Origin of the sequence: Pseudomonas pseudonitroreducens, assembly GCF_021603645.1 — a bacterium.
GTDB classification, from domain to species: Bacteria; Pseudomonadota; Gammaproteobacteria; order Pseudomonadales; family Pseudomonadaceae; genus Pseudomonas; species Pseudomonas pseudonitroreducens.
In genome coordinates this window covers 200,554-219,363 of sequence record NZ_BQHJ01000011.1, presented here as the reverse complement: position 1 = coordinate 219,363, position 18,810 = coordinate 200,554, and the positions used below count along the sequence as shown (strand labels likewise).

Genomic DNA, 18,810 nt, shown 5'->3' with positions numbered 1-18,810 from the left:
ACTTGGATGAAAACGCTCAATTTCAGCAACGCGACAGTCAACCTGGAAACCCGTACTGGTGTCGTTCTCTCTACTGACAAGAGATCTGAGACTCAGATCAGCTCTCATGGGGGTGGCGGATACGTTGGCTCCAACGGCGGCTATGTAGCACCTCCACGAATCAGCTCAAGGACCGTCGAGATTCATGAGTTCTGGATCAAGGATGAAGCAGGTAATGAAGTACCTGTCCAACTTGCCGGAGCGAATCTGCCACTTCGTATCGGTCAGACAGTCAGCGTAATTGGCGCTTGCCGCCCGAACGCCGAGCAACTGTTTGTGGCAGCAGTAGTCAATCACAGTTCAGGTACCACCACACGGGTCCTTAGCAATGAAGACCTGGCTGCAAGCCTGGGGCTTACTCCCGACACCTACGCCAAACCGCTCGCATTCTTCGGTGCTGTAGTCGCCGCCATAGGATGGTGGGTGGTACTCAACTTTTTAGTTGTTGGCGCGGGGGCCGGGTTAATCGGGTTCGCAGCCTATAGAGCGTTTCAAGCCTCGCAGAAGTATCCTGGCTACGTCGGGAGCCTAGACCACGCCGTTCGGGAGCTGGCTATAACCGCAACGACCAAACAAAAGAGCGCTGCTTAACCTCGCCAGCACGAGCGAGCTCAGCTACTACTGGGAGTCCGAGGGCGACGGATTAAATTCCCGCCCTCGCGATATTCATTTCCTGCTGCATAGTCACCCTCTGTTCCGTTCTCCTGCACCTGAACAACTACCAGGTGCAGCACCATGTTCAACTTCTACTCGACCGGCCTGTGGCGCGCTGTGGCGGTGCTCTGCGGAGCGATCGCCTCTGCCACCTCTCACGCCGAAACCTGGGTCATCACCGACTCAGCGCATCCAGTCAACCTTCCTGCAGGCGTCGGAATTCGGCTAATTCAGCTGGATGAACAGCATCGCCTCGAGGAGCAGCTTTCCCACCTGCTGCCGGCCAACCCTCAGATGGCCGCAGTAGCTGCGCAGAAAGTTCTGAATGGCCCGGAAGGCGCACGTATTCAGCAGGACCTGATCAAGGCCCAACAAGGCCTCACCGATGCCTGGAGTGTGGGAGTCGAGAAGCTGCCTGCAGTGGTTGTCGACCGCAAATACGTCGTGTATGGCCAACCGAATGTTGCCCTAGCCCTGCAGGCCATCGAACACTCGAGGGAGACGCGATGAAAAACTCCCCTATTCGCCTCTTGGCTGCGGCAATCGCTGCCTGTGCATCGTTTTCCACGTCGGCCGCGATCAACTCAGCAGCGATCATCAGCTCGTCGCTATCTCCCGACTGCCTCGAGTACAAAGTCGTTGGGATTTGCTACTGGCTGTTCTGCACCCCCTACGGCTGTAAGGTCAGAACCTCCACCAAGGTCCGTCACTACATCCCTGACGTCGTGGTCTCTGCTTACGCCAACACTGGCGACAACCCCTGGACGGAGATGAGTTCGCTCGGCGCGCCCAATGCGTCTGCGCAGGCCGGTAACGATGGCACCACGAACCACAACAACGAGAACAACAACATCAAGTTCAAGGAGGCAGATGTCATCGGCCACCCAGGTGGCTCCCTCTTCAGCCGATTTGCCAGCGCCTCGGGATACGCATGCAAGGGGGCAACCACTCCGTTCATGCCCTACATGCTCAGCACGCTGGATACGATTGCCTGGCGATACGGCATTCCAGAGTCGGTCTATCCGGAATCGCTCACTCCGGGGATGCGTGAGGTCGGCGGAATGCTTTCTGGGGACCTCTGGGGCAGTGTCTATCCACGCAGCGGCTTCCTACACCAGAGCGACGACCACAAGGCCGGCGCGGTAATCGCTCAGCGAGCAGGCGATGTCACCACGCGCTACGGCCAACCTCATCTGTACATGCCTATCCGAGCCACACCAGAGGAAGGCTACTGGCCCGCCGGCGAGCTCCTCGAGGGCGACGCCACCACTGGCAAGTGGCAGGAACTGACTCCGACGCTGTCGACGACGTGCGCGGTGTTCCCCAACGGCGGTCCGCAAGTTCAGGCCGAAGACGAAGCCTACGCCTGGGCGCTGTGGCGCCCCTACTCCTGCTGTCAGCGTCGCGGCCAGACATTCCTGGGCAGCACCGATTTCCAATGAGCATCAGTCACTGGAGCACCATATGAAACACATCACCAAAGCAATTGGAATCGCCCTCAGCTTGAGCAGTACCGCAGCACTCGCCGTTGACCCCATCAAGGTTGAATCGCAGGGCAGCGTGATCGGAGACGACGTGCTTTACAGCATCGGCGGCGGAAGCGCGGTGACAATGGGTAGCGCCGGTCAGATGGAGAGCATCACGGTCGGCGCCGGCTGGCAGAACAACCTGGTCTGCGGAAACATGAGCCTGAACAACACTCTGGAGAACCAGCTGAACGGCGCTACTCAAGGCTTCCAGAACATCATGGGCTCCGTCATTCAGAACGCTACCGGAGCAGTTTCATCGCTACCTGCACTCATCCTGCAACGCGCCAATCCGGCCCTCTACAACCTGCTCACTAACGGTATCCTGCAGGCCCGCCTCGACTACGACAGATCGAAGGGCAGTTGCCGTGCCTTAGCCGAAAGCATGGCCGACATTGCAGGTAACCAGATGGGGTGGGGCAAAGTCGCCGAAGGCCAAAAGATGGGCCAGGAACTGACTGCAAACTCCGACGCCGTCGCCGTCATGGAGAAGACCGAGAGCGCTTACGGCAATTCCGGAGTCACTTGGGTTGGAGGATCTCAGGCTGGCGGCTCGGGCCAGCAGCCTATCCGGGTTGTAAGCGATGTAACCAAAGCTGGCTACAACCTGCTCAACAGTCGGTCGGTAACCGATACCTCAAGCATTCCGAAGGATGCCTGCTCCAATGGGCTGGTCTGCGGCTCCTGGGAATCCCCGGCCAAAGCCGCAGAGTTCGCCACACGCGTACTCGGTGAGCAGCAGATCCAGACCTGTGAAAACTGCTCCAGCGCATCTTCGCCTGGTGTCGGACTTGCCCCCCTGATTCAGGAAACCTACGAGACCAAAATCCAGGCCCTGCAGGAGTTGCTCAAACCAGGGGCAACGATCACTGCTGAGAAATTGCGTGATGCTGGCAGCGATTCCTTGCCTGTCACACGCGGCGTAATCATGGCGCTGCGCGACGAACGCGACCAGTCGGTATTGGCCCAACGCCTGGCTTCAGAGGTCGCCCTTGCGGACGTACTCGAAAAGAGCCTGCTGCTCCAGCGAATGCTGATCACCGGCAGCAAGGAACCCAACGTCAATATGAACAAGCTAGCGGTGGATGCTGTTCTCGGAAGCACGGACACGTTGCAACAGCTGATCACCAACTTGAAGACAGAACTCGATATGAGGCAGCAACTCGCCAAGAACTCGCCGATGGCCATCGTCGAGCGCGGCCAATCTCGCGCCGAGAACTCCAGAGCGGTGCTTCCTGGAGCTCCTGAAACCGATCGCCTGCAGCAGTTGCAGAAACCCGCGACCAAGGAGTGAGCCCGATGGACCAGCAAATCACCAAAAAGGCCGGACTGCTCAAGGGGGTGGCCATCAGTCTGGCGTTCACCTTGGGCCTCGTCCTGGTGAGCATCGTGCTCAGCATGATCGTCATCAACCACCTGGGCGGTGTAGAGCTCTGGCTGAACTGGCGACAAGACAACTACCTGTGGCTGCTGGCCTGGAGGATCTGTCTATACGTGATGCTCGCCACCTTCTGGTTGAAGTTGAAAAGCCGAATGCCCCCTCTTGAGGATGGCCAAACAAAGAACCGCATGCTTCGCATCGAGCTCCTGGTAGTGTTCCTTGCTGTGATCATCGAGCTCGTCAAAGCCCCGGTAAGCTGGGGTGACCTGCTATGACCCTCTACACCAACGATTACCTTGAGTATTACCTCACGCTGGTCGGCTGGATCATAAACAACGGCATCTGGAACATGATCTCGGACACCGGCCTGTTTGCCCTTCCCTTTCTGATCATCATCGTCCGGGAATGGCTGAAGGTTCGTGGGGAAGGGGCCGACGAAGGCAACAAGGGTGTCCTGTCCCTCGCCCGCATCGAGACGCAGATCTACGTCGGATACGTGGTGGTCTGCCTCGGGGGGATTCCCACGGTGTCGGTGGGGCTGGACACCATCCAGTTCGACCAGGAACGCGCCCAGCAGTGCCAAGTCACCTTGCCGAAGCCAACTGACACCGGCTGGAACACCACATTCAGTTCGATAGCTGGCAAGAGCGCGGAGCTCCCAATCTGGTGGGCTTTCATGCACGCGCTCTCCAAGGGCTTCACGAACGGCGCTATCGCTGCCATTCCCTGTGGCACAGACCTTCGCCAGATGCGCATGGATGTCGACTCGACGCGGATCAACAACCCACTCCTCGCCCAGGAGGTGGCGGACTTCACCCATGACTGCTTCGGCCCCTCGCGCGCGCGGCTGTTCATGAGGCAGCCAGACTTAGGCTCGATGGCCGAAGACAAGAAAGCGCTCCAGGACCTCAACTGGATCGGTTCGCACTACTTCCTGAACAACAGTGGTTACTACGACACCGATTACTCGAGGACGCCCCGGGCTGCGTGGCCTTATGATTCTCAGCGTGATGCCGGCATGCCGGAGGTCACAGGCGGAGGCGGCTATCCCAAATGTAAGCAGTGGTGGTCCGACAGTAGCATCGGCCTGCGCGATCGGCTGAAGGCCCAGGTCGATCCGGACCTTCTGACCCAGTTTCTCGGATGGGCAAAGTGGCTATCGCAGGAAGAGGTAACTGACTCGCTGATTCGACAGTTGGTGTCACCATCCAACCAAGTTAACGGCGACGTCTATACGGACTATGGCGGCCAGGTAGGAGGGACACTCTGGAACGGACTCTCACGTGCAGGCGGAACCTTGGGTATAGCAGTCGGCTCGTTAGCCTACTTCCCAGGAATGGATATGGTTCGTCAAGCGTTACCGATGGCCATGGCGTTCTTGAAGATGGCCTTGGTTATTTGCATCCCTATAGTTCTAGTAATTGGCTCATACCAGTTACAAGTCGCCATGACAGTCTCAGTCATTTTCTTCGCAATGATATTCGTTGATTTCTGGTTTCAACTTGCCAGATGGATCGATAGCACCATTATTGATGCTATGTATGGCTCCGGCTCACCCCATCTATCGTTTGACCCAGTGATGGGAATAAACACGGCAACTCAAGATACCATCTTGAACTTTGTTATGGGGGCAATGTTCCTCATACTTCCTGCCTTCTGGATTGCGGCAATTGGTTGGGCCGGAGTGAAAGCGAGCGGTGCTTTAGATGGCCTGGCGAGCGCCACTAGGGACGTCAAGAAATCAGGAGAGAACGCGGGGGGAATCGCCCAAGACGGAATCAAATCCTTTAAATAGGGAACTGAAGATAGCTAGCCTTGGAGATCAGGCCAGAGCCCCCTCTAGGGCTAGATATCAGTCATCACTGCTGTGCAGATACTCGCCATCGATGTTCCCCCAGCTGTCCAGCTCCCGACCAAAGACATCGCGACCGTAAGGGGCATCTTTATCTTCAGAAAAGACACCTTTGAGGACGTCAGCATCACCCCTCACCAAGGCATACAGAGCAAGACCAAGACAGCCAACAGTCAACAATGAGCCGAGAAGCCAGCTGAAGGAGTTCACAAGAACCACCAGCAGCGCCGTTACGAGGAAAGCCCTTTTTACCCAACGAAGACCGACTTTCCGATCGTTCATGAAGAACCGCAGGGTGCGTCCAACACCGAAGCCAAGGCGGCTGGCAAATCCTTTGGTCACTGCAGTCATGGTCGTTCTCCTCGCCTTCGGGAAGGCACCGTGATATCAGATATACGCCGTTTTTTGCATTTCCGCAAGCATCATGGCATAAAACGCCATACCAATCTTTACCCGGAGATCGTCATGGCCACCCATAACGTCGTACTGCCTCAGCCCATGGAGAAATCCATCGATGACCTCGTGAGCGAAGGTCGGTACCAGAATTTCAGCGAAGTCGTCCGCGCCGGCTTACGTCTGCTCCTCGAGCGCGAGGCGGAAGAGTCAGCCAAGCTCGTTGCGCTACGCAACGCAACGTCAAGCGGCATCATGCAACTAGATGCCGGCCAGTTCGTCGAGATTGCATCCGATACTGAGCTCGAGCAGTACCTGGAAGAACTGGGCCAGCTGGCGAGCACGAAGCAGTGAGCTCGCCCGCATTTCGCCTATCTCTCGACGCTCAAACTGACCTGATCGACATCCTCCGATACACCCAAGCGAAGTTTGGCGAGAACGCTCGGCGTCGCTACCAAGGGCTAATCCAGGCTGCCTTCGTCTCAGTTGCTGCAGAGCCTGAGCGAATCGGCAGCCTTGATCGCAAGCAGTTAGCAGCAGGCTTGCGCAGCTTGCACCTACTCTACTGCCGCACCGAGTCGCAGAGCGGCCGTGTAGATAGGCCACGGCATGTCGTCTTCTATAGGCTAGGCAACGACCAGGTCGTCGAGATCGTCCGCATTCTCCACGATGCCATGGAGGTTGAAAGGCACCTGCAGCAGGTTCCCGCAAGCTAAATGGCCCAAAGGGGAAATGGGTTGGAATAGATAATGGAATGGTTCAGAAGGGTAAAAGCCCTACCCGAAAGGGCGACCTCCGGCCGGGAAGGGCTTTTCAGAGTGGATCTATTATTTACTATGAGAAGCTAATTAGCTCACCAATCCGCAGCCCTGTTTCAACAGGGAATACTTTCAAATTGTACACGACATTATTTTCAATCGTGACAAACCCAACCATTTCTATATGCTCAGACCTTTCAACTTTAAAGCTAAGACTGCCATAGACTGGAGCTCCAGTATCTTTATCTACAAGCTGCCAAGCTCGGCCATCAGACGCTGGAACTCTCTTGACATACAACGTATGCCGTAGTCCATTGTCACCGCATATTAAAACTTTTGTCGGCTGATCCTTCGTTAGTTCCATAAACCTCTCCTTACATGAGCTCAACTGGCCACGGTGATGGCATTTTGCCTCAAAATCACCGAGAAAGGAGAATACGCTTTTCTATGGATAACCCGCTGTCAGTTGGTAGAAAACCCTGCTCCATGCATATGCCTTGGAGCCCCGCATGCCCCTCCTCGCCTGGTTCAGCCGGAAACCAAAATCCGCTGAGCCACCGTCAGAAGCCTCCCCGCAGGGCTTCCACTTACCCGCGCGCGCCTCTGACCTCTTGAGCCTGCCTCGTCGACAGCAGCTTCTGGAGAACATCTGGCGCCGCGCTTCGCTGTCACGCCAGCAGTATGACGCCCTCTACCGACAACCGCTCGAGCGCTTCGCCGAACTGGTCCAGTTACTCCCTGCCTCGGAGAATCACCACCATGCCCATCTTGGCGGCCTACTGGATCACGGCCTGGAAATCGTCGCATACGCCCTGAAGATCAGGCAGACCTATCTCCTCCCGATCGGAGCTCCGCCGGAGTCCCAGTCAGCTCAAGCGGAAGCCTGGTCTGCAGCAGCGGCCTACGGGGCGTTGATCCACGACCTCGGGAAGATCGCCGTCGACGTGATCGTCGAACTGCAGGGCGGCGGGACGTGGCACCCCTGGCACGGCCCGATCACCAAGCCTTACCGTTTCAGATATGTGAAAGGCCGTGAATACCAGCTGCACGGAGCTGCCTCCGCACTCATCTACGCGCAGATCCTCGACAAGGGCATCTTGGACTGGCTCAGCGGATTTCCCGAACTCTGGAAGCCACTGATCTACCTGCTCGCTGGCCAATACGAGAACGCTGGCATCCTGGGAGAAATCGTCGTGAAGGCTGACTCAGCCTCCGTCGCGCAGGAACTCGGCGGCAATCCCGACCGCGCGCTGGCAGCGCCCAAACAGTCACTGCAGCGGCAACTGGCGGAAGGACTGCGCTACCTGGTGCGTGAGAAATTCAAGCTGAACCACCCTGATGGCCCTGCCGATGGCTGGCTGGCCCAGGATGCGTTGTGGCTCGTCAGCAAACCTGCGGCTGATCAGCTTCGAGCTTACCTTCTGGCCCAGGGCATTGAGGGAATCCCCAGTTCGAATGCCCCATTCTTCAACATGCTCCAGGACCAGGCTGTTATTCAGACAAACTCCCAGGACAAGGCAATCTGGAAGGCTACCGTCGACAACGGGCGTGGCTGGAAGAACACCTTCACGATGCTGAAAATCGCGCCCGCCTTGATCTGGCCAGACGCAAAAGAACGGCCAGAGCCCTACGTGGGAAGCCTCACCCTGGAACACGAGGACAGCAGCTCCGCTACCGCGGAGGAAACTACCTGCAGGATCCCTGACGAACCACTCCAGCCTGCTACCGAAGGCGATGTAACTGGCGAGCAATCCCCTCCGCCGGCACCCCGTAGAAAAACGTTACAGCCGGCTCCCAACGATGCGTCAAATATCCGTCCATCAGAAGTAGACGAATTATTGTCACTATTTGGTAATATCACCGCGCCATCAGAAGAGCTAGACAATAGCCCCGGCCGAACGGCCGCTCCAACCATGCCAATGGAAGACCAGGAGCAGGCTCAAGACTCTTCCGAGACCCCTGCTGGGTCTCCTGCACCAGAAGACACGACTGCAATGCCTACCAGTAGCCACTCACTGGGACAGGGATTCGTTGCCTGGCTGAAAGCAGGGATCGCTTCCCACCGAATCATCATCAACGATGCCAAGGCCCTCGTTCACACGGCCGATGGCACCGCAATGCTCGTCACACCGGGGATATTCAAACGCTATGTGCTCGAGCACCCCGACCTGGAAAGGCAGGCGACAGCGCAAGGAGTGAAGTCCTGGCAGCTGGTCCAACGCGCATTTGAGAAAGAGAAGCTGCACCGAAAGACCGCGAAGAGCCTGAACATCTGGACCTTCGATGTAGTCGGCCCGCGCAAATCCAAGCAGCTGCGCGGGTATCTTCTCCGGGATCCGCATGCAGTTTTCAATGAGGTCCCTTTCGACAACCCGAGCCTGGCCCTTCAAGCTGACGGAGCCACGCAATGAAGCCTATCGAACTGGTCGAGGAGTACATCCTCGACCACGATCTGCGCGAAGCCAGCGCAAAGATCTACAAAGCGGCCATGAAGGCGCTAGAGCGCTTCTTCGGGCCGGCAGTCGACGTCACAACCATTGAGCGCCGGCAGATCCTGGCCTGGCGCAACAAAGTCATCGATGGCGGGCTATCCAAAAGAAGCTGGAATACATACTCCAACCACCTGCGTACCGTGTGGGGCTACGCTATCGAACACAGCATCCTGCCTCAGGCGATGGTCAATCCCTTCAAGAAGACCACTGTCGTGGCGCCAAAGCGCCCAAGCAAAATCGTCGCTGGCGAGGCGATACACCGAGCGCGGCGCTGGCTGATGTCTCTTGCGGATGAAGAGCACTGCACGAACCAGCGCAGCCGGATCACCCCGGCCTGGTTCTGGCTCGCCACCTTTGAGATGTTCTACTACACCGGGATCCGCCTGAACGCCCTCCTCTGCCTGCGCCTGCAGGATGTCGACTGGAACAACCAGCTGATCCTGGTCCGAGGCGAGACCGAGAAGACGCACCGTGAATTCCGAGTGCCGATTGTGGAAGGCCTGGCTCCACATATTGAACGCCTCCTGCTCGAGGCCGAGAGGCTCGGCTTCTCGCAGAAGGATCAGTTGTTCAACGTCAACAGATTCTCCCCGCATTACAAACGCGCAGAGATGAACTCCGACCAAGTCGAAGCGATGTATAAAAAGCTGATCGACAAGCTCGGCGTCAGGATGACTCCGCACAGATTCAGGCACACGCTAGCCACCGATTTGATGAAGCAGCCTGAAAGGAACATCCACCTAACGAAGAGCTTGCTGAACCACTCGAATATCGCCACCACGATGAGCTACATCGAGGCCGACTACGACCACATGCGAGAGGTACTGCACGAACGCAGCCTGCATCAAGGTGCTCTGCAGTTGGTTCGGCACGCCGAGGAAACCGGAGCACCAGGAACCTGCGAACCTCAGGTGCGAGAGCTGCGCTCGACAGAGCAGCTGCAGCTCGAACATGGCCGAGCCGTTCTCGCGGATCCTGCTACCCAGGAGATGGCGGCCGCGCTGATGCAGCTGCAGTTCGACCGAGCAGGTACAGAGCCATCCTTGCCTCCCGAGGAATTGTTCACGCCCAGCTTGCTCTTCACCATCATGTCGAGCACTGCTACAACGCCCTATTCTCGAACTGGATCAGCAGGAAGCTCTACGCGTTTCGCGGCAAGAGCCTCGCCATAGCGCAACGAACCGACGAATGGCAAAGCGCCATCACCGGCATCCACTCGCGACATCCTCATAGGGAAAATCTGATGCAGCTCCTGGTGCTTGAATTCTGGCGCCAGGCCTCTGGCTGCGCGGATTCCACCCAGCTAGACCGCCTGCGGCATTGTCGCACCAGCGGCGCTGTCCTACGCCCAAATAGCTGATTTCACTGGCCCAGAAACGAAAAAGCCCGCCTTGGAAGGCGGGCTATTTCATATTGACATCACAAGGGAGCGAGCCTAAGGTTCGCTCCAGACGGCTGCAAGACTAGAAATCTGGCTGGCAAGCCCCCCTTCCTAGTACCGCACAACCGCTGCGATAGTGGTGGGTCGTGTAGGATTCGAACCTACGACCAATTGGTTAAAAGCCAACTGCTCTACCGACTGAGCTAACGACCCGACGTGGTGCGTATAATACTGATTTCTAACGCAAAAACAACACCCCGCGAAAACTTTTTTCAGAAATATCGCGTCGGGTCGGAAATTCCGGCGGCAGAAAAGCCCTCGGAACGCAGTCGACAGCTGTCACATTTACCACAGGCACGCCCGTCATCATCGGCCTGATAGCAGGAAACGGTCAGGCTGTAGTCCACTCCCTGCGCGATACCCGCTTCGATGATCTGCGCCTTGGACAGGAACTGCAGCGGCGCCTGGATACGGAAGCCGTCGCCCTCAACACCAGCCTTGGTCGCCAGGTTGGCCATACGCTCGAAGGCCTCGACGAACTCCGGGCGACAGTCCGGGTAGCCGGAGTAATCCACAGCGTTCACACCAATGAAGATGTCCCGTGCGCCCAGCACTTCCGCCCAACCCAGGGCAAGTGACAGGAACACGGTGTTACGCGCGGGCACATAGGTGACCGGGATACCCTCGCTAGGCCCCTCGGGCACATCGATGCTGCTGTCGGTCAGGGCCGAGCCGCCGATACCGTTCAGGTTCAGGCCGATCACCTTGTGCTCGATCACGCCCTGCTGGCGAGCGACGCGCGCAGCTGCCTGCAGCTCGGCGCGATGGCGCTGGCCATAGTCGAAGCTCATGGTGTAGCAGGCATAGCCTTCGGCCTTGGCCAGGGCGACCACGGTGGCAGAATCCAGGCCACCAGAGAGCAGGATCACGGCTTTCTTGTCATTCACGACTGTCTTATCGGACATCAACAGGGTCTCCTCCGCGCTCAGTGGCCCGGCTCATCGTTCCAGAGAATCTTGTGCAATTGCAGCTGCAGACGCACCGGCAGGTTGTCGCTGACGATCCAGTCGGCCAGCGCACGCGCATCCACCTGGCGGTGACTGGGCGAGAACAGCACTTCGCCGGCGCGCTGCTCGAGGCGATACTCGATCAGCTTGGAGACCGCCCAGTCATAGTCCTCGCGGGAGCAGATGACGAACTTCACCTGATCGTTGGCCGTCAGCTCGCCGATGTTCTCGTAACGATTGCGCGCCACTTCCCCGGAGCCCGGAGTCTTCAAGTCAAGCACCCGACTGACGCGGCGGTCGCTGGTAGAGATGTCGAGCGCGCCACTGGTTTCCAGCGACACGTCATAGCCGGCATCGCACAGTCGCTGGAGCAGCGGAATGCAGTTGGGCTGAGCCAGCGGCTCGCCACCGGTTACGCAGACATGACGCGGGCGATAGCGGGCTACCTGATCGAGGATGGCGTCGAGGCTATGAATCTCGCCACCACTGAAGGCGTAGGCGGTATCGCAGTAATTGCAGCGCAGGGGACAGCCGGTCAGGCGTACGAACACGGTCGGCAAGCCGGCGGTGCGCGTCTCCCCCTGCAACGAGTAGAAAATCTCGGTAATGCGCAGGGTCTGTTGCATATCAGCCACGGGCGTGACGGCTATACAGGCCATCCGCCTCCGTTGCGTTGAAGTCGTGGGCACACTCGGGTGCCCGGCAAGCCCGGAACGCTGCAGACATCAGCCGAGCTGAAACCACTGGCGGTTTCCGGGGGCGGCAATTCTAACGAAAAAACCCGCGACGAGCGCGGGTTTCAGACTGCGGGACAGGAAGCTTACTTCAGATTCTTCAGGTCACGCTGGGACAGCTGGGCAGCGGAAGAGCCCGGATACTGGGCCACGACCTGTTGCAGGATGCCACGGGCCTTGTCGGTATTACCAAGGCGGCGCTCGACATCAGCGAGCTTGTACAGCGAGTCCGGAACCTTGGTACTGCTCGGATAAGCCTGGCTGACGCGGGCGAAAGCCTGGCCGGCGCCCTGCAGGTCACCCTTGGCGAGGTTCACCTCACCCAGCCAATACTGTGCATTGCCTGCGTACTGGCTGTTCGGGTACTTGCGCAGGAAGGCCCCGAAGGCCTGGCTGGCCTTGTCGAAGTCCTTGGCCTTGACCAGGTCGAAGGACGCGTCGTAGTACAGCTTCTCTTTTGCCGGGTCACCCGGCTCGTTGCTGGCGGCGGGCTGCTGTTGCTGGGCGGCGGCAACGCCTGCTCCTGCGGCAGCTCCGGCACTGGCGCCGGCAGCGGGGGAATTGGGTTGAACAGCAGCACCGGCCGCTCCTGCACCTGCACCGCTGGAAAGGCGGCTGTCGATGTCCTGGAAGCGTTCCTGGTTTTCCTGCTTCATTTGCTGGATCTGGTTCTGCTGCTCTTCGAGCATGCCGCGCAGACGGGACAGCTCGTCCTGCATCTGCTGCAGCTGCATGAACAGCTGAGCCTGACCGGAGACGGGGGTAACGACCCCGCCTCCGGCGTAGGCGCCATCCGCGCCTGCGGTGCCATAACCTGAGGGCGGTGTGCTGGCATAGCCACCATTACCGTCCTGTACCGGAACAGCGGCTGCCGCCATGAGCGGCAGTCCGCATGCGATCAAGGTCAGAAAACGCAGGCGCATCGGCATCACGTCTTACTTCTTCAGCTCAACGCGACGGTTCTGGGCCCAGGACTGCTCGTCATGGCCAGTGGCAACCGGACGCTCTTTGCCGTAGGAAACCAGTTCCAGCTGAGCCGGGGACACGCCCTGCAGCACCAGGTAGCGCTGAACGGCCTTGGCACGACGCTCGCCCAGAGCCATGTTGTACTCGCGGGTGCCGCGCTCGTCAGTGTGACCTTCCAGGACTACGCGCTGGCCGGAACCTTTCAGGTCCTTGGCGTGTACGTCCAGGGCACGCATGGCTTCCGGCTTCAGGTCGGAGCTGTCGTACTCGAAGTAGAAGGTGGTGATAGCGCGCAGAGCGGCTTCGTCGCTCAGGGAGCCGTCAACGGCACCACTGTTGGCGCCGTAGCCAGCGTTCGGATCAACGCCGCCATTGGCGCCTTCACCAGTAGCATCGCCTTTCTTGGACGAGCAGCCTACGGCAACAGCCATGGCGAGGGCGATAACGGCAAATTTGCCGAATTTCAGCATTTCCATCATGTAACTCCTAATGAACCCCAGTGTATAAGTTTGAAACAGTTGGCAACCGTCAGTTCAGGTAAGGGGACCAGGAAGGCTCTCGCACGTCGCCTTGAGCGGTGGGTAGCGGTAACCGAACACGTCCGTTGATGCTCACGAGCATCAACACGCCCCGGTCCTGCTGGCGGGTGGCGTATATTAGCATCGTGCCATTTGGCGCAACAGTGGGCGAGTCATCCAGGTTGGTATTGGAAAGTACCCGGAGATTACCGCGCTGAAGGTCCTGCGCTGCGATCTGGAAGTTGGTGAAACCGTCCTGGCGGTGAACCATGACCAGGGTCTTCTCATCCGCCGACAGTTTCGGGTTGGCGTTGTAGTTGCCGATGAAGGTAACGCGGTCGGTAGCGCCCGAGTTCACATTCATCTTGTAGATCTGCGGCTTGCCGCCACGATCCGAGGTGAAGTACAGGGTCGAGCCATCCGCCCCCCAGAAGGGTTCGGTGTCGATCGCCGAGTTGTTGGTCAGGCGACGCAGTTGGCGGCTGCCCAGGTCCATCACGTAGATCTCCGGGTTGCCATCGCGCGACAGCACGAAAGCCAGGCGGTTGCCATCCGGCGAGAAGGCCGGGGCGCCATTGAGGCCTTCGAAGTTGGAGATCTGCTCGCGGCGGCCAGTGTCGACGTACTGCATGAAGATGCGCGGACGCTTCTGCTCGAAGGACACATAGGCAATGCGACGGCCATCAGGCGAGAAGCGCGGCGAGAGGATCGGCTCGCGCGACTGCAGCAGGGTCACCGGACGGGCACCGTCATAGTCGGAGCGCTGCAGGGTGTAGCGGGTGTTGTCCACCGAGAAGCGCTCCGCGGTCACGTAGAGCAGCTTGGTGGAGAATGCCCCCTTGATGCCGGTGAGCTTCTCGAACGACTGGTCGGCGATGTAGTGCGACATGTCGCGAAGCTGGTCGGTGGTGCCACCCACGCTCCCGGTCAGGACCTGCTCCTGGGTCGCCACGTTGAGCAGGGCGTACTGGATCTGCAGGCGGCCACCATTGGGCACGATGCTGCCGACCAGCACGTACTGCGCTCCGAGGGCCTGCCAGTCGCGGTAGATCACCTCACTGGCCTGGGCCGGCTGGCTGATCATGTTCTGGCGCGGAATCGGTTCGAAGTAACCGGAGTTGCGCAGGTCATTGCCGATGATGTTCGACATGTCTTCCGGCAGGACGTTACCGCCCTGCCAGCCGAACGGAACCACGGCAATCGGGACGGCCGAGTCACGACCACTGGAGATCACCAGCGGGTCGGCGGCCTGCGCTGCGCCGGCCACCAGGGCCAGGGCGAAGAGCGCGAAGCGAATCAGGGTACTCACAGATCTAAATCCTCCGGTTTGAAGACCATTCGGCGCTGACGATACAGGCTATCGAACGTGGCGCGATCCAGTTTTTGCAGTTCGGGAATACGGCCCACATTTCGGACCGCAGCCACCGCCGAATCGTCGAACGGCTTGTCACCGCTGGAGCGGGTCACACTCACATTGGTGATGGCGCCGCTCGGCAGCATCTGAATCAGCACTTCTACGCTCATTCCGTTACGAGCTGAAGGAGGACGGCTCCACTGCTGGCTTACCAGGCTGACGATCAGATCGTCAAAGTTACCCGCCACCTCGTCACCTTGCTCGTCAGCCAGGGCCTGCTGCCGTTGCGTGTCGTTGGACAGCAGATCGGCCAGGGCCTGGGCCTTCTTGTCTTCCGTCGCCTTGCGCGCTGCGGCGGCGGCTGCCGCGGCAGCCTTCTTCTTCGCAGCCTCGACCGCGGCAGCCTTCTTCTTGGCTTCATCCGCGGCGGCTTTTTTCTTCGCGTCCTCGGCGGCCTTCTTCTTGGCCTCCTCGGCAGCTTTCTTCTTCGCCTCGTCAGCGGCCTCTTTCTTGGCCTCTTCCTCAGCTTTCTTCTTGGCTATGTCAGCCTGCTGTTTCTGCTCGGCAGCCTTGGCCTCGGCCGCCTTCTTGGCGGCTGCGGCGGCATCGGCGGCCTTCTTGGCGTCATCTGCCTTCTTCGCTTCAGCCGCTTTCTCAGCGGCATCTGCAGCCTTTTGAGCCGCATCAGCCTTCTTTTGTTCCTCGGCTTTCGCAGCAGCCAATGCCTGCTGCTCAGCCTTCTTCTGCTCGAGCTGCTCCTGCTCGTATTGCTTGGCCGAAGTCTTCTTCGCCTCGCCGGCTATCTTCTGGTTGGTCTGCTGGGTTGCCTGGCTCTTGGACTTCAGCTGGTACAGGGTAGCCTGGACGATCGGCCGCGAAGGCGGCAGTTCAGGCGTACTGGCCCAGCTGACGAACAGCATGGCGAAAATCAACACATGCAGGGCCACGGCCAGGACCGTTGGCCAGAAGTAGCCTTCCGATTGAGAGCGCTCGAGCTGGTGCATCAACTACCTGGTGCCTCGGTAATCAGACCGACGTTGCCGACTCCGGCTTTCTGCAGACCGCCCATGACGGCCATGACCGAGCCATAGTCGACTGCCTTGTCCCCACGGACGAAGACCTGGACTTTCTTACCCTGGCGGCTGTTCTCGGCCATGATCCCAGTGGCAGCGTTGACCAGTTGATCGAGGTCCACGGCAGTCTGGCTGCCCTTGCCCTGATCCGGGTCCACTTCCGAGCCCATGTTCCAGTAGTAGGTCTTGTCGGCCTTGATGGAGATGGTGAGCACGCGGGAATCGTTATCCTGCGGCAGCGCTTCGCTGGAAACCTTGGGCAGGTCGACCTTGACCCCCTGGTTGAGCATGGGCGCGGTCACCATGAAAATGACCAGCAGTACCAACATCACGTCGATGTAGGGCACCACGTTCATTTCCGCGACCGGCTTGCGCTTGTGACGAACTCTTGCCATGACGGCTTACCTCTTGGTCGTCTTCAATCGTCGCTGGTGTGCACTTTGCGGTGCAGGATGGCCTGGAACTCGTCGGCGAAGGTGTAGTAGCGGCCGATGAGCATTTCCGAGCGAGCGGCGAAACGGTTGTAGGCGATGACCGCGGGAATCGCCGCGAACAGGCCGATTGCAGTGGCGATCAGCGCTTCGGCGATACCCGGCGCCACGGTGGCGAGGGTGGCCTGCTGCACGGTGGCCAGGCCACGGAAGGAGTTCATGATGCCCCACACGGTGCCGAACAGACCGATGTACGGGCTGGTGGAACCGACGGTGGCGAGGAACGGCAGGCTGGTTTCCAGCTTCTCTTCCTCACGGGAAATGGCAACGCGCATGGCGCGGGAAACGCCTTCCATCACTGCATCCGGATCGACGCCGGCCTGCTGGCGCAGACGCGAGAATTCCTTGAAGCCGGCACGGAAGATCTGCTCGACCCCCGAATCCGGATCGGGGTTGCTGCCCGCCTGACGATAGAGCTTGGACAGGTCGATGCCCGACCAGAAGCGCTCTTCGAAAGTTTCCAGGGCCTTCTTCGCCGAGCGCATCATGTTGCTGCGCTGGAAAATCATGATCCAGGAAGTGACCGATGCGGCCACCAGGGTCAGCATCACCAGCTGTACCACGACGCTGGCGTTACTGATCAAGCTCCACATGGAAGTATGGTCGACGACGTTCGGTTCCACGTTAATCTCCTGCTGAAAGGGTGTCCGGACTGCCGGCAAATGCCGCACGCAACACATCTGGGATAGCGCGGGGTTTCAGGTTGTCCGCCCGCACGCACGCCACCAGGAATCGCCCCTCGCAGAGCAAGGTCGAATCCGACGCCCGCCGAACCTGTTGACGAAACTTCAGGCTCGCGCGGTTCAATTCCTCGACTTCGGCGCTGACGAGCAGCTCATCGTCCAGGCGGGCCGGTGCGTGATAACGCGCCTCGGCCGAATGAACGACGAAAAGCAGGTTCTCCCCCGCCAGCTGTGACTGGGCGAAGCCCAGATCACGCAGCCGCTCGGTACGAGCCCGCTCCATGAACTTGAGGTAATTGACGTAGTAGACGATGCCGCCGGCATCGGTGTCCTCGTAATAGACCCGATACCGCTGCTGGAACGGCTGACCCCCGTGTTGCGCGCGCATACTCTAGAACCAAGTAGAGACTTTGCCAATCGGCAATCGTCTACAAATGCAATTAATTACCATCTTCAGGGGCGAACAGATCCGGCGTCGCCCCCTCCCCCATCCGCTTCGGCACGTTCAGGCCGAAATGCAGGTACGCGTGCCGGGTCACGACACGGCCGCGCGGTGTGCGCATGATATAGCCTTGCTGGATCAGATAGGGCTCCAGCACATCTTCAATCGTGTGTCTTTCTTCGCTGATGGCCGCCGCCAGGTTGTCGATACCCACCGGGCCGCCATCGAACTTGTCGATCATCGTCAGCAGCAGGCGGCGATCCTGGTGATCGAAGCCTCGTTCGTCCACGTCCAGCAGGTTCAGCGCCTTGTCGGCGATGTCACTGCTGATATGTCCGGTGCCGCGCACCTCGGCGAAATCCCGCACACGGCGCAGCAGACGGTTGGCGATCCGCGGCGTGCCACGTGCACGCCGGGCGATTTCGTAGGCGCCCGCAGGCTCGATTTCCAGCCCGAGGATGCTCGCCGAGCGCGCGACGATACTGGAAAGATCGTCCACACCATAGAACTCGAGACGCTGGACGATACCGAAGCGGTCACGCAGCGGATTGGTCAGCATGCCGGCACGAGTCGTCGCGCCAACCAGAGTGAAGGGTGGCAAGTCGAGCTTGATCGAGCGTGCAGCCGGGCCTTCGCCAATCATGATATCCAGCTGGAAGTCTTCCATGGCCGGGTACAACACTTCCTCGACGATGGGCGACAGGCGATGGATCTCATCCACGAACAGCACGTCGTTGGGCTCGAGGTTGGTCAGGATTGCCGCCAGGTCGCCGGGGCGCTCCAGCACCGGGCCGGAGGTGCTCTTGATCGAAACGCCCATCTCCTGGGCGATGATGTTCGCCAGGGTGGTCTTGCCCAATCCGGGCGGGCCGAAGATCAGCGTGTGATCCAGCGCTTCCTGACGCCCACGGGCCGCCTGGATGAACAACTCCATCTGCTCGCGCACCACCGGCTGACCGACGTAGTCCGCCAGCTTGAGCGGGCGGATGGCGCGGTCGAACTGCTCTTCGCGGTCGCGAGTGGAAGCGGAGGAAATCAGGCGATCGGCTTCGATCATCAGTGTCTA

22 protein-coding genes and 1 tRNA gene are annotated in these 18,810 nt (G+C 59.3%); 10 read left to right on the top strand and 13 right to left on the bottom strand.

Annotated features, from left to right (window positions below; all coding sequences use genetic code 11):
- Positions 1-6 precede the first annotated feature (6 nt).
- From L6D89_RS25070 to L6D89_RS25045, 6 genes are all read left to right on the top strand, one after another.
- Positions 7-630 (top strand): hypothetical protein, encoded by a 624-nt coding sequence (locus L6D89_RS25070; RefSeq protein ID WP_141678359.1) that lies wholly within the window; start codon positions 7-9, stop codon positions 628-630.
- A 144-nt stretch (positions 631-774) separates the two neighbouring features.
- A complete protein-coding gene (locus L6D89_RS25065; RefSeq protein ID WP_051879419.1) occupies positions 775-1,203 on the top strand; it encodes a TIGR03757 family integrating conjugative element protein in 429 nt (142 codons plus the stop codon).
- Positions 1,200-2,135 (top strand): TIGR03756 family integrating conjugative element protein, encoded by a 936-nt coding sequence (locus tag L6D89_RS25060; RefSeq protein ID WP_043273878.1) that lies wholly within the window; start codon positions 1,200-1,202, stop codon positions 2,133-2,135. Before L6D89_RS25065 ends, L6D89_RS25060 begins: the two co-directional genes overlap by 4 nt.
- 22 nt (positions 2,136-2,157) lie before the next feature.
- Complete coding sequence (locus L6D89_RS25055) at positions 2,158-3,513, top strand: integrating conjugative element protein (RefSeq protein ID WP_043273877.1); 1,356 nt, start codon at positions 2,158-2,160, stop codon at positions 3,511-3,513.
- 5 nt (positions 3,514-3,518) lie between these two features.
- Positions 3,519-3,875, top strand: coding sequence for a hypothetical protein (locus L6D89_RS25050; RefSeq protein WP_043273876.1), 357 nt, complete (start codon positions 3,519-3,521; stop codon positions 3,873-3,875).
- The gene (locus tag L6D89_RS25045; protein WP_043273875.1) at positions 3,872-5,395 is read left to right on the top strand and encodes a conjugal transfer protein TraG N-terminal domain-containing protein; all 1,524 of its coding nucleotides are present in this window, start codon (positions 3,872-3,874) and stop codon (positions 5,393-5,395) included. Before L6D89_RS25050 ends, L6D89_RS25045 begins: the two co-directional genes overlap by 4 nt.
- 57 nt (positions 5,396-5,452) lie before the next feature.
- Here L6D89_RS25045 and L6D89_RS25040 read toward each other — a convergent pair whose 3' ends face one another.
- The gene (locus L6D89_RS25040; RefSeq protein WP_043273874.1) at positions 5,453-5,803 is read right to left on the bottom strand and encodes a hypothetical protein; all 351 of its coding nucleotides are present in this window, start codon (positions 5,801-5,803) and stop codon (positions 5,453-5,455) included.
- Positions 5,804-5,917: 114 nt separating this feature from the next.
- Here L6D89_RS25040 and L6D89_RS25035 point away from each other — a divergent pair, with 114 nt between their 5' ends.
- Both L6D89_RS25035 and L6D89_RS25030 read left to right on the top strand, forming a co-directional pair.
- On the top strand, positions 5,918-6,199 hold the full coding sequence (locus L6D89_RS25035) for a type II toxin-antitoxin system ParD family antitoxin (protein WP_043273872.1): 282 nt from the start codon (positions 5,918-5,920) through the stop codon (positions 6,197-6,199).
- On the top strand, positions 6,196-6,561 hold the full coding sequence (locus tag L6D89_RS25030) for a type II toxin-antitoxin system RelE/ParE family toxin (protein ID WP_043273871.1): 366 nt from the start codon (positions 6,196-6,198) through the stop codon (positions 6,559-6,561). The genes L6D89_RS25035 and L6D89_RS25030 overlap by 4 nt, the downstream gene beginning before the upstream one ends.
- A gap of 118 nt (positions 6,562-6,679) precedes the next feature.
- On the opposite strand, the gene L6D89_RS25025 is transcribed toward L6D89_RS25030, so the two are convergent.
- The gene (locus L6D89_RS25025) at positions 6,680-6,967 is read right to left on the bottom strand and encodes a hypothetical protein (RefSeq protein ID WP_141678358.1); all 288 of its coding nucleotides are present in this window, start codon (positions 6,965-6,967) and stop codon (positions 6,680-6,682) included.
- 145 nt (positions 6,968-7,112) lie between these two features.
- On the opposite strand from L6D89_RS25025, the gene mobH reads away from it, so the two are divergent.
- Together mobH and L6D89_RS25015 are read left to right on the top strand one after the other, a co-directional pair.
- The gene (mobH, locus tag L6D89_RS25020; RefSeq protein WP_141766084.1) at positions 7,113-9,014 is read left to right on the top strand and encodes a MobH family relaxase; all 1,902 of its coding nucleotides are present in this window, start codon (positions 7,113-7,115) and stop codon (positions 9,012-9,014) included.
- The gene (locus L6D89_RS25015) at positions 9,011-10,267 is read left to right on the top strand and encodes a site-specific integrase (RefSeq protein ID WP_236201522.1); all 1,257 of its coding nucleotides are present in this window, start codon (positions 9,011-9,013) and stop codon (positions 10,265-10,267) included. Before mobH ends, L6D89_RS25015 begins: the two co-directional genes overlap by 4 nt.
- A 346-nt stretch (positions 10,268-10,613) precedes the next feature.
- Here L6D89_RS25015 and L6D89_RS25010 read toward each other — a convergent pair.
- The 11 genes from L6D89_RS25010 to ruvB all read right to left on the bottom strand — a co-directional run bounded on the left by L6D89_RS25010 (position 10,614) and on the right by ruvB (position 18,801).
- Positions 10,614-10,689: transfer RNA gene (locus tag L6D89_RS25010), tRNA-Lys, on the bottom strand.
- Positions 10,690-10,748: 59 nt separating this feature from the next.
- Complete coding sequence (gene queC / locus L6D89_RS25005; RefSeq protein WP_236171983.1) at positions 10,749-11,423, bottom strand: 7-cyano-7-deazaguanine synthase QueC; 675 nt, start codon at positions 11,421-11,423, stop codon at positions 10,749-10,751.
- A 38-nt stretch (positions 11,424-11,461) separates the two neighbouring features.
- On the bottom strand, positions 11,462-12,109 hold the full coding sequence (gene queE / locus L6D89_RS25000; protein WP_236201521.1) for a 7-carboxy-7-deazaguanine synthase QueE: 648 nt from the start codon (positions 12,107-12,109) through the stop codon (positions 11,462-11,464).
- A 194-nt stretch (positions 12,110-12,303) separates the two neighbouring features.
- Positions 12,304-13,146 (bottom strand): tol-pal system protein YbgF, encoded by an 843-nt coding sequence (gene ybgF / locus L6D89_RS24995; RefSeq protein WP_236171597.1) that lies wholly within the window; start codon positions 13,144-13,146, stop codon positions 12,304-12,306.
- 6 nt (positions 13,147-13,152) lie between these two features.
- Positions 13,153-13,659 carry a peptidoglycan-associated lipoprotein Pal gene (gene pal / locus L6D89_RS24990; protein WP_017522099.1) on the bottom strand — a complete coding sequence of 169 codons (507 nt, stop codon included), beginning with the start codon at positions 13,657-13,659 and terminating at the stop codon, positions 13,153-13,155.
- Between the two features lie 52 nt (positions 13,660-13,711).
- Positions 13,712-15,010, bottom strand: coding sequence for a Tol-Pal system beta propeller repeat protein TolB (gene tolB / locus L6D89_RS24985; RefSeq protein WP_236171599.1), 1,299 nt, complete (start codon positions 15,008-15,010; stop codon positions 13,712-13,714).
- Complete coding sequence (gene tolA, locus L6D89_RS24980) at positions 15,007-16,062, bottom strand: cell envelope integrity protein TolA (protein ID WP_236171600.1); 1,056 nt, start codon at positions 16,060-16,062, stop codon at positions 15,007-15,009. The genes tolB and tolA overlap by 4 nt, the downstream gene beginning before the upstream one ends.
- Positions 16,059-16,523, bottom strand: coding sequence for a protein TolR (gene tolR, locus L6D89_RS24975; RefSeq protein WP_024763368.1), 465 nt, complete (start codon positions 16,521-16,523; stop codon positions 16,059-16,061). The genes tolA and tolR overlap by 4 nt, the downstream gene beginning before the upstream one ends.
- Positions 16,524-16,546: 23 nt before the next feature.
- Entirely contained in the window at positions 16,547-17,242 is a 696-nt protein-coding gene (gene tolQ, locus L6D89_RS24970) for a protein TolQ (RefSeq protein WP_045210353.1), read from the bottom strand.
- 1 nt (position 17,243) lies between these two features.
- Positions 17,244-17,690 (bottom strand): tol-pal system-associated acyl-CoA thioesterase, encoded by a 447-nt coding sequence (gene ybgC, locus L6D89_RS24965; protein ID WP_192430549.1) that lies wholly within the window; start codon positions 17,688-17,690, stop codon positions 17,244-17,246.
- Positions 17,691-17,742: 52 nt separating this feature from the next.
- Complete coding sequence (ruvB, locus tag L6D89_RS24960; RefSeq protein WP_236201520.1) at positions 17,743-18,801, bottom strand: Holliday junction branch migration DNA helicase RuvB; 1,059 nt, start codon at positions 18,799-18,801, stop codon at positions 17,743-17,745.
- Between the last annotated feature and the right edge of the window lie 9 nt (positions 18,802-18,810).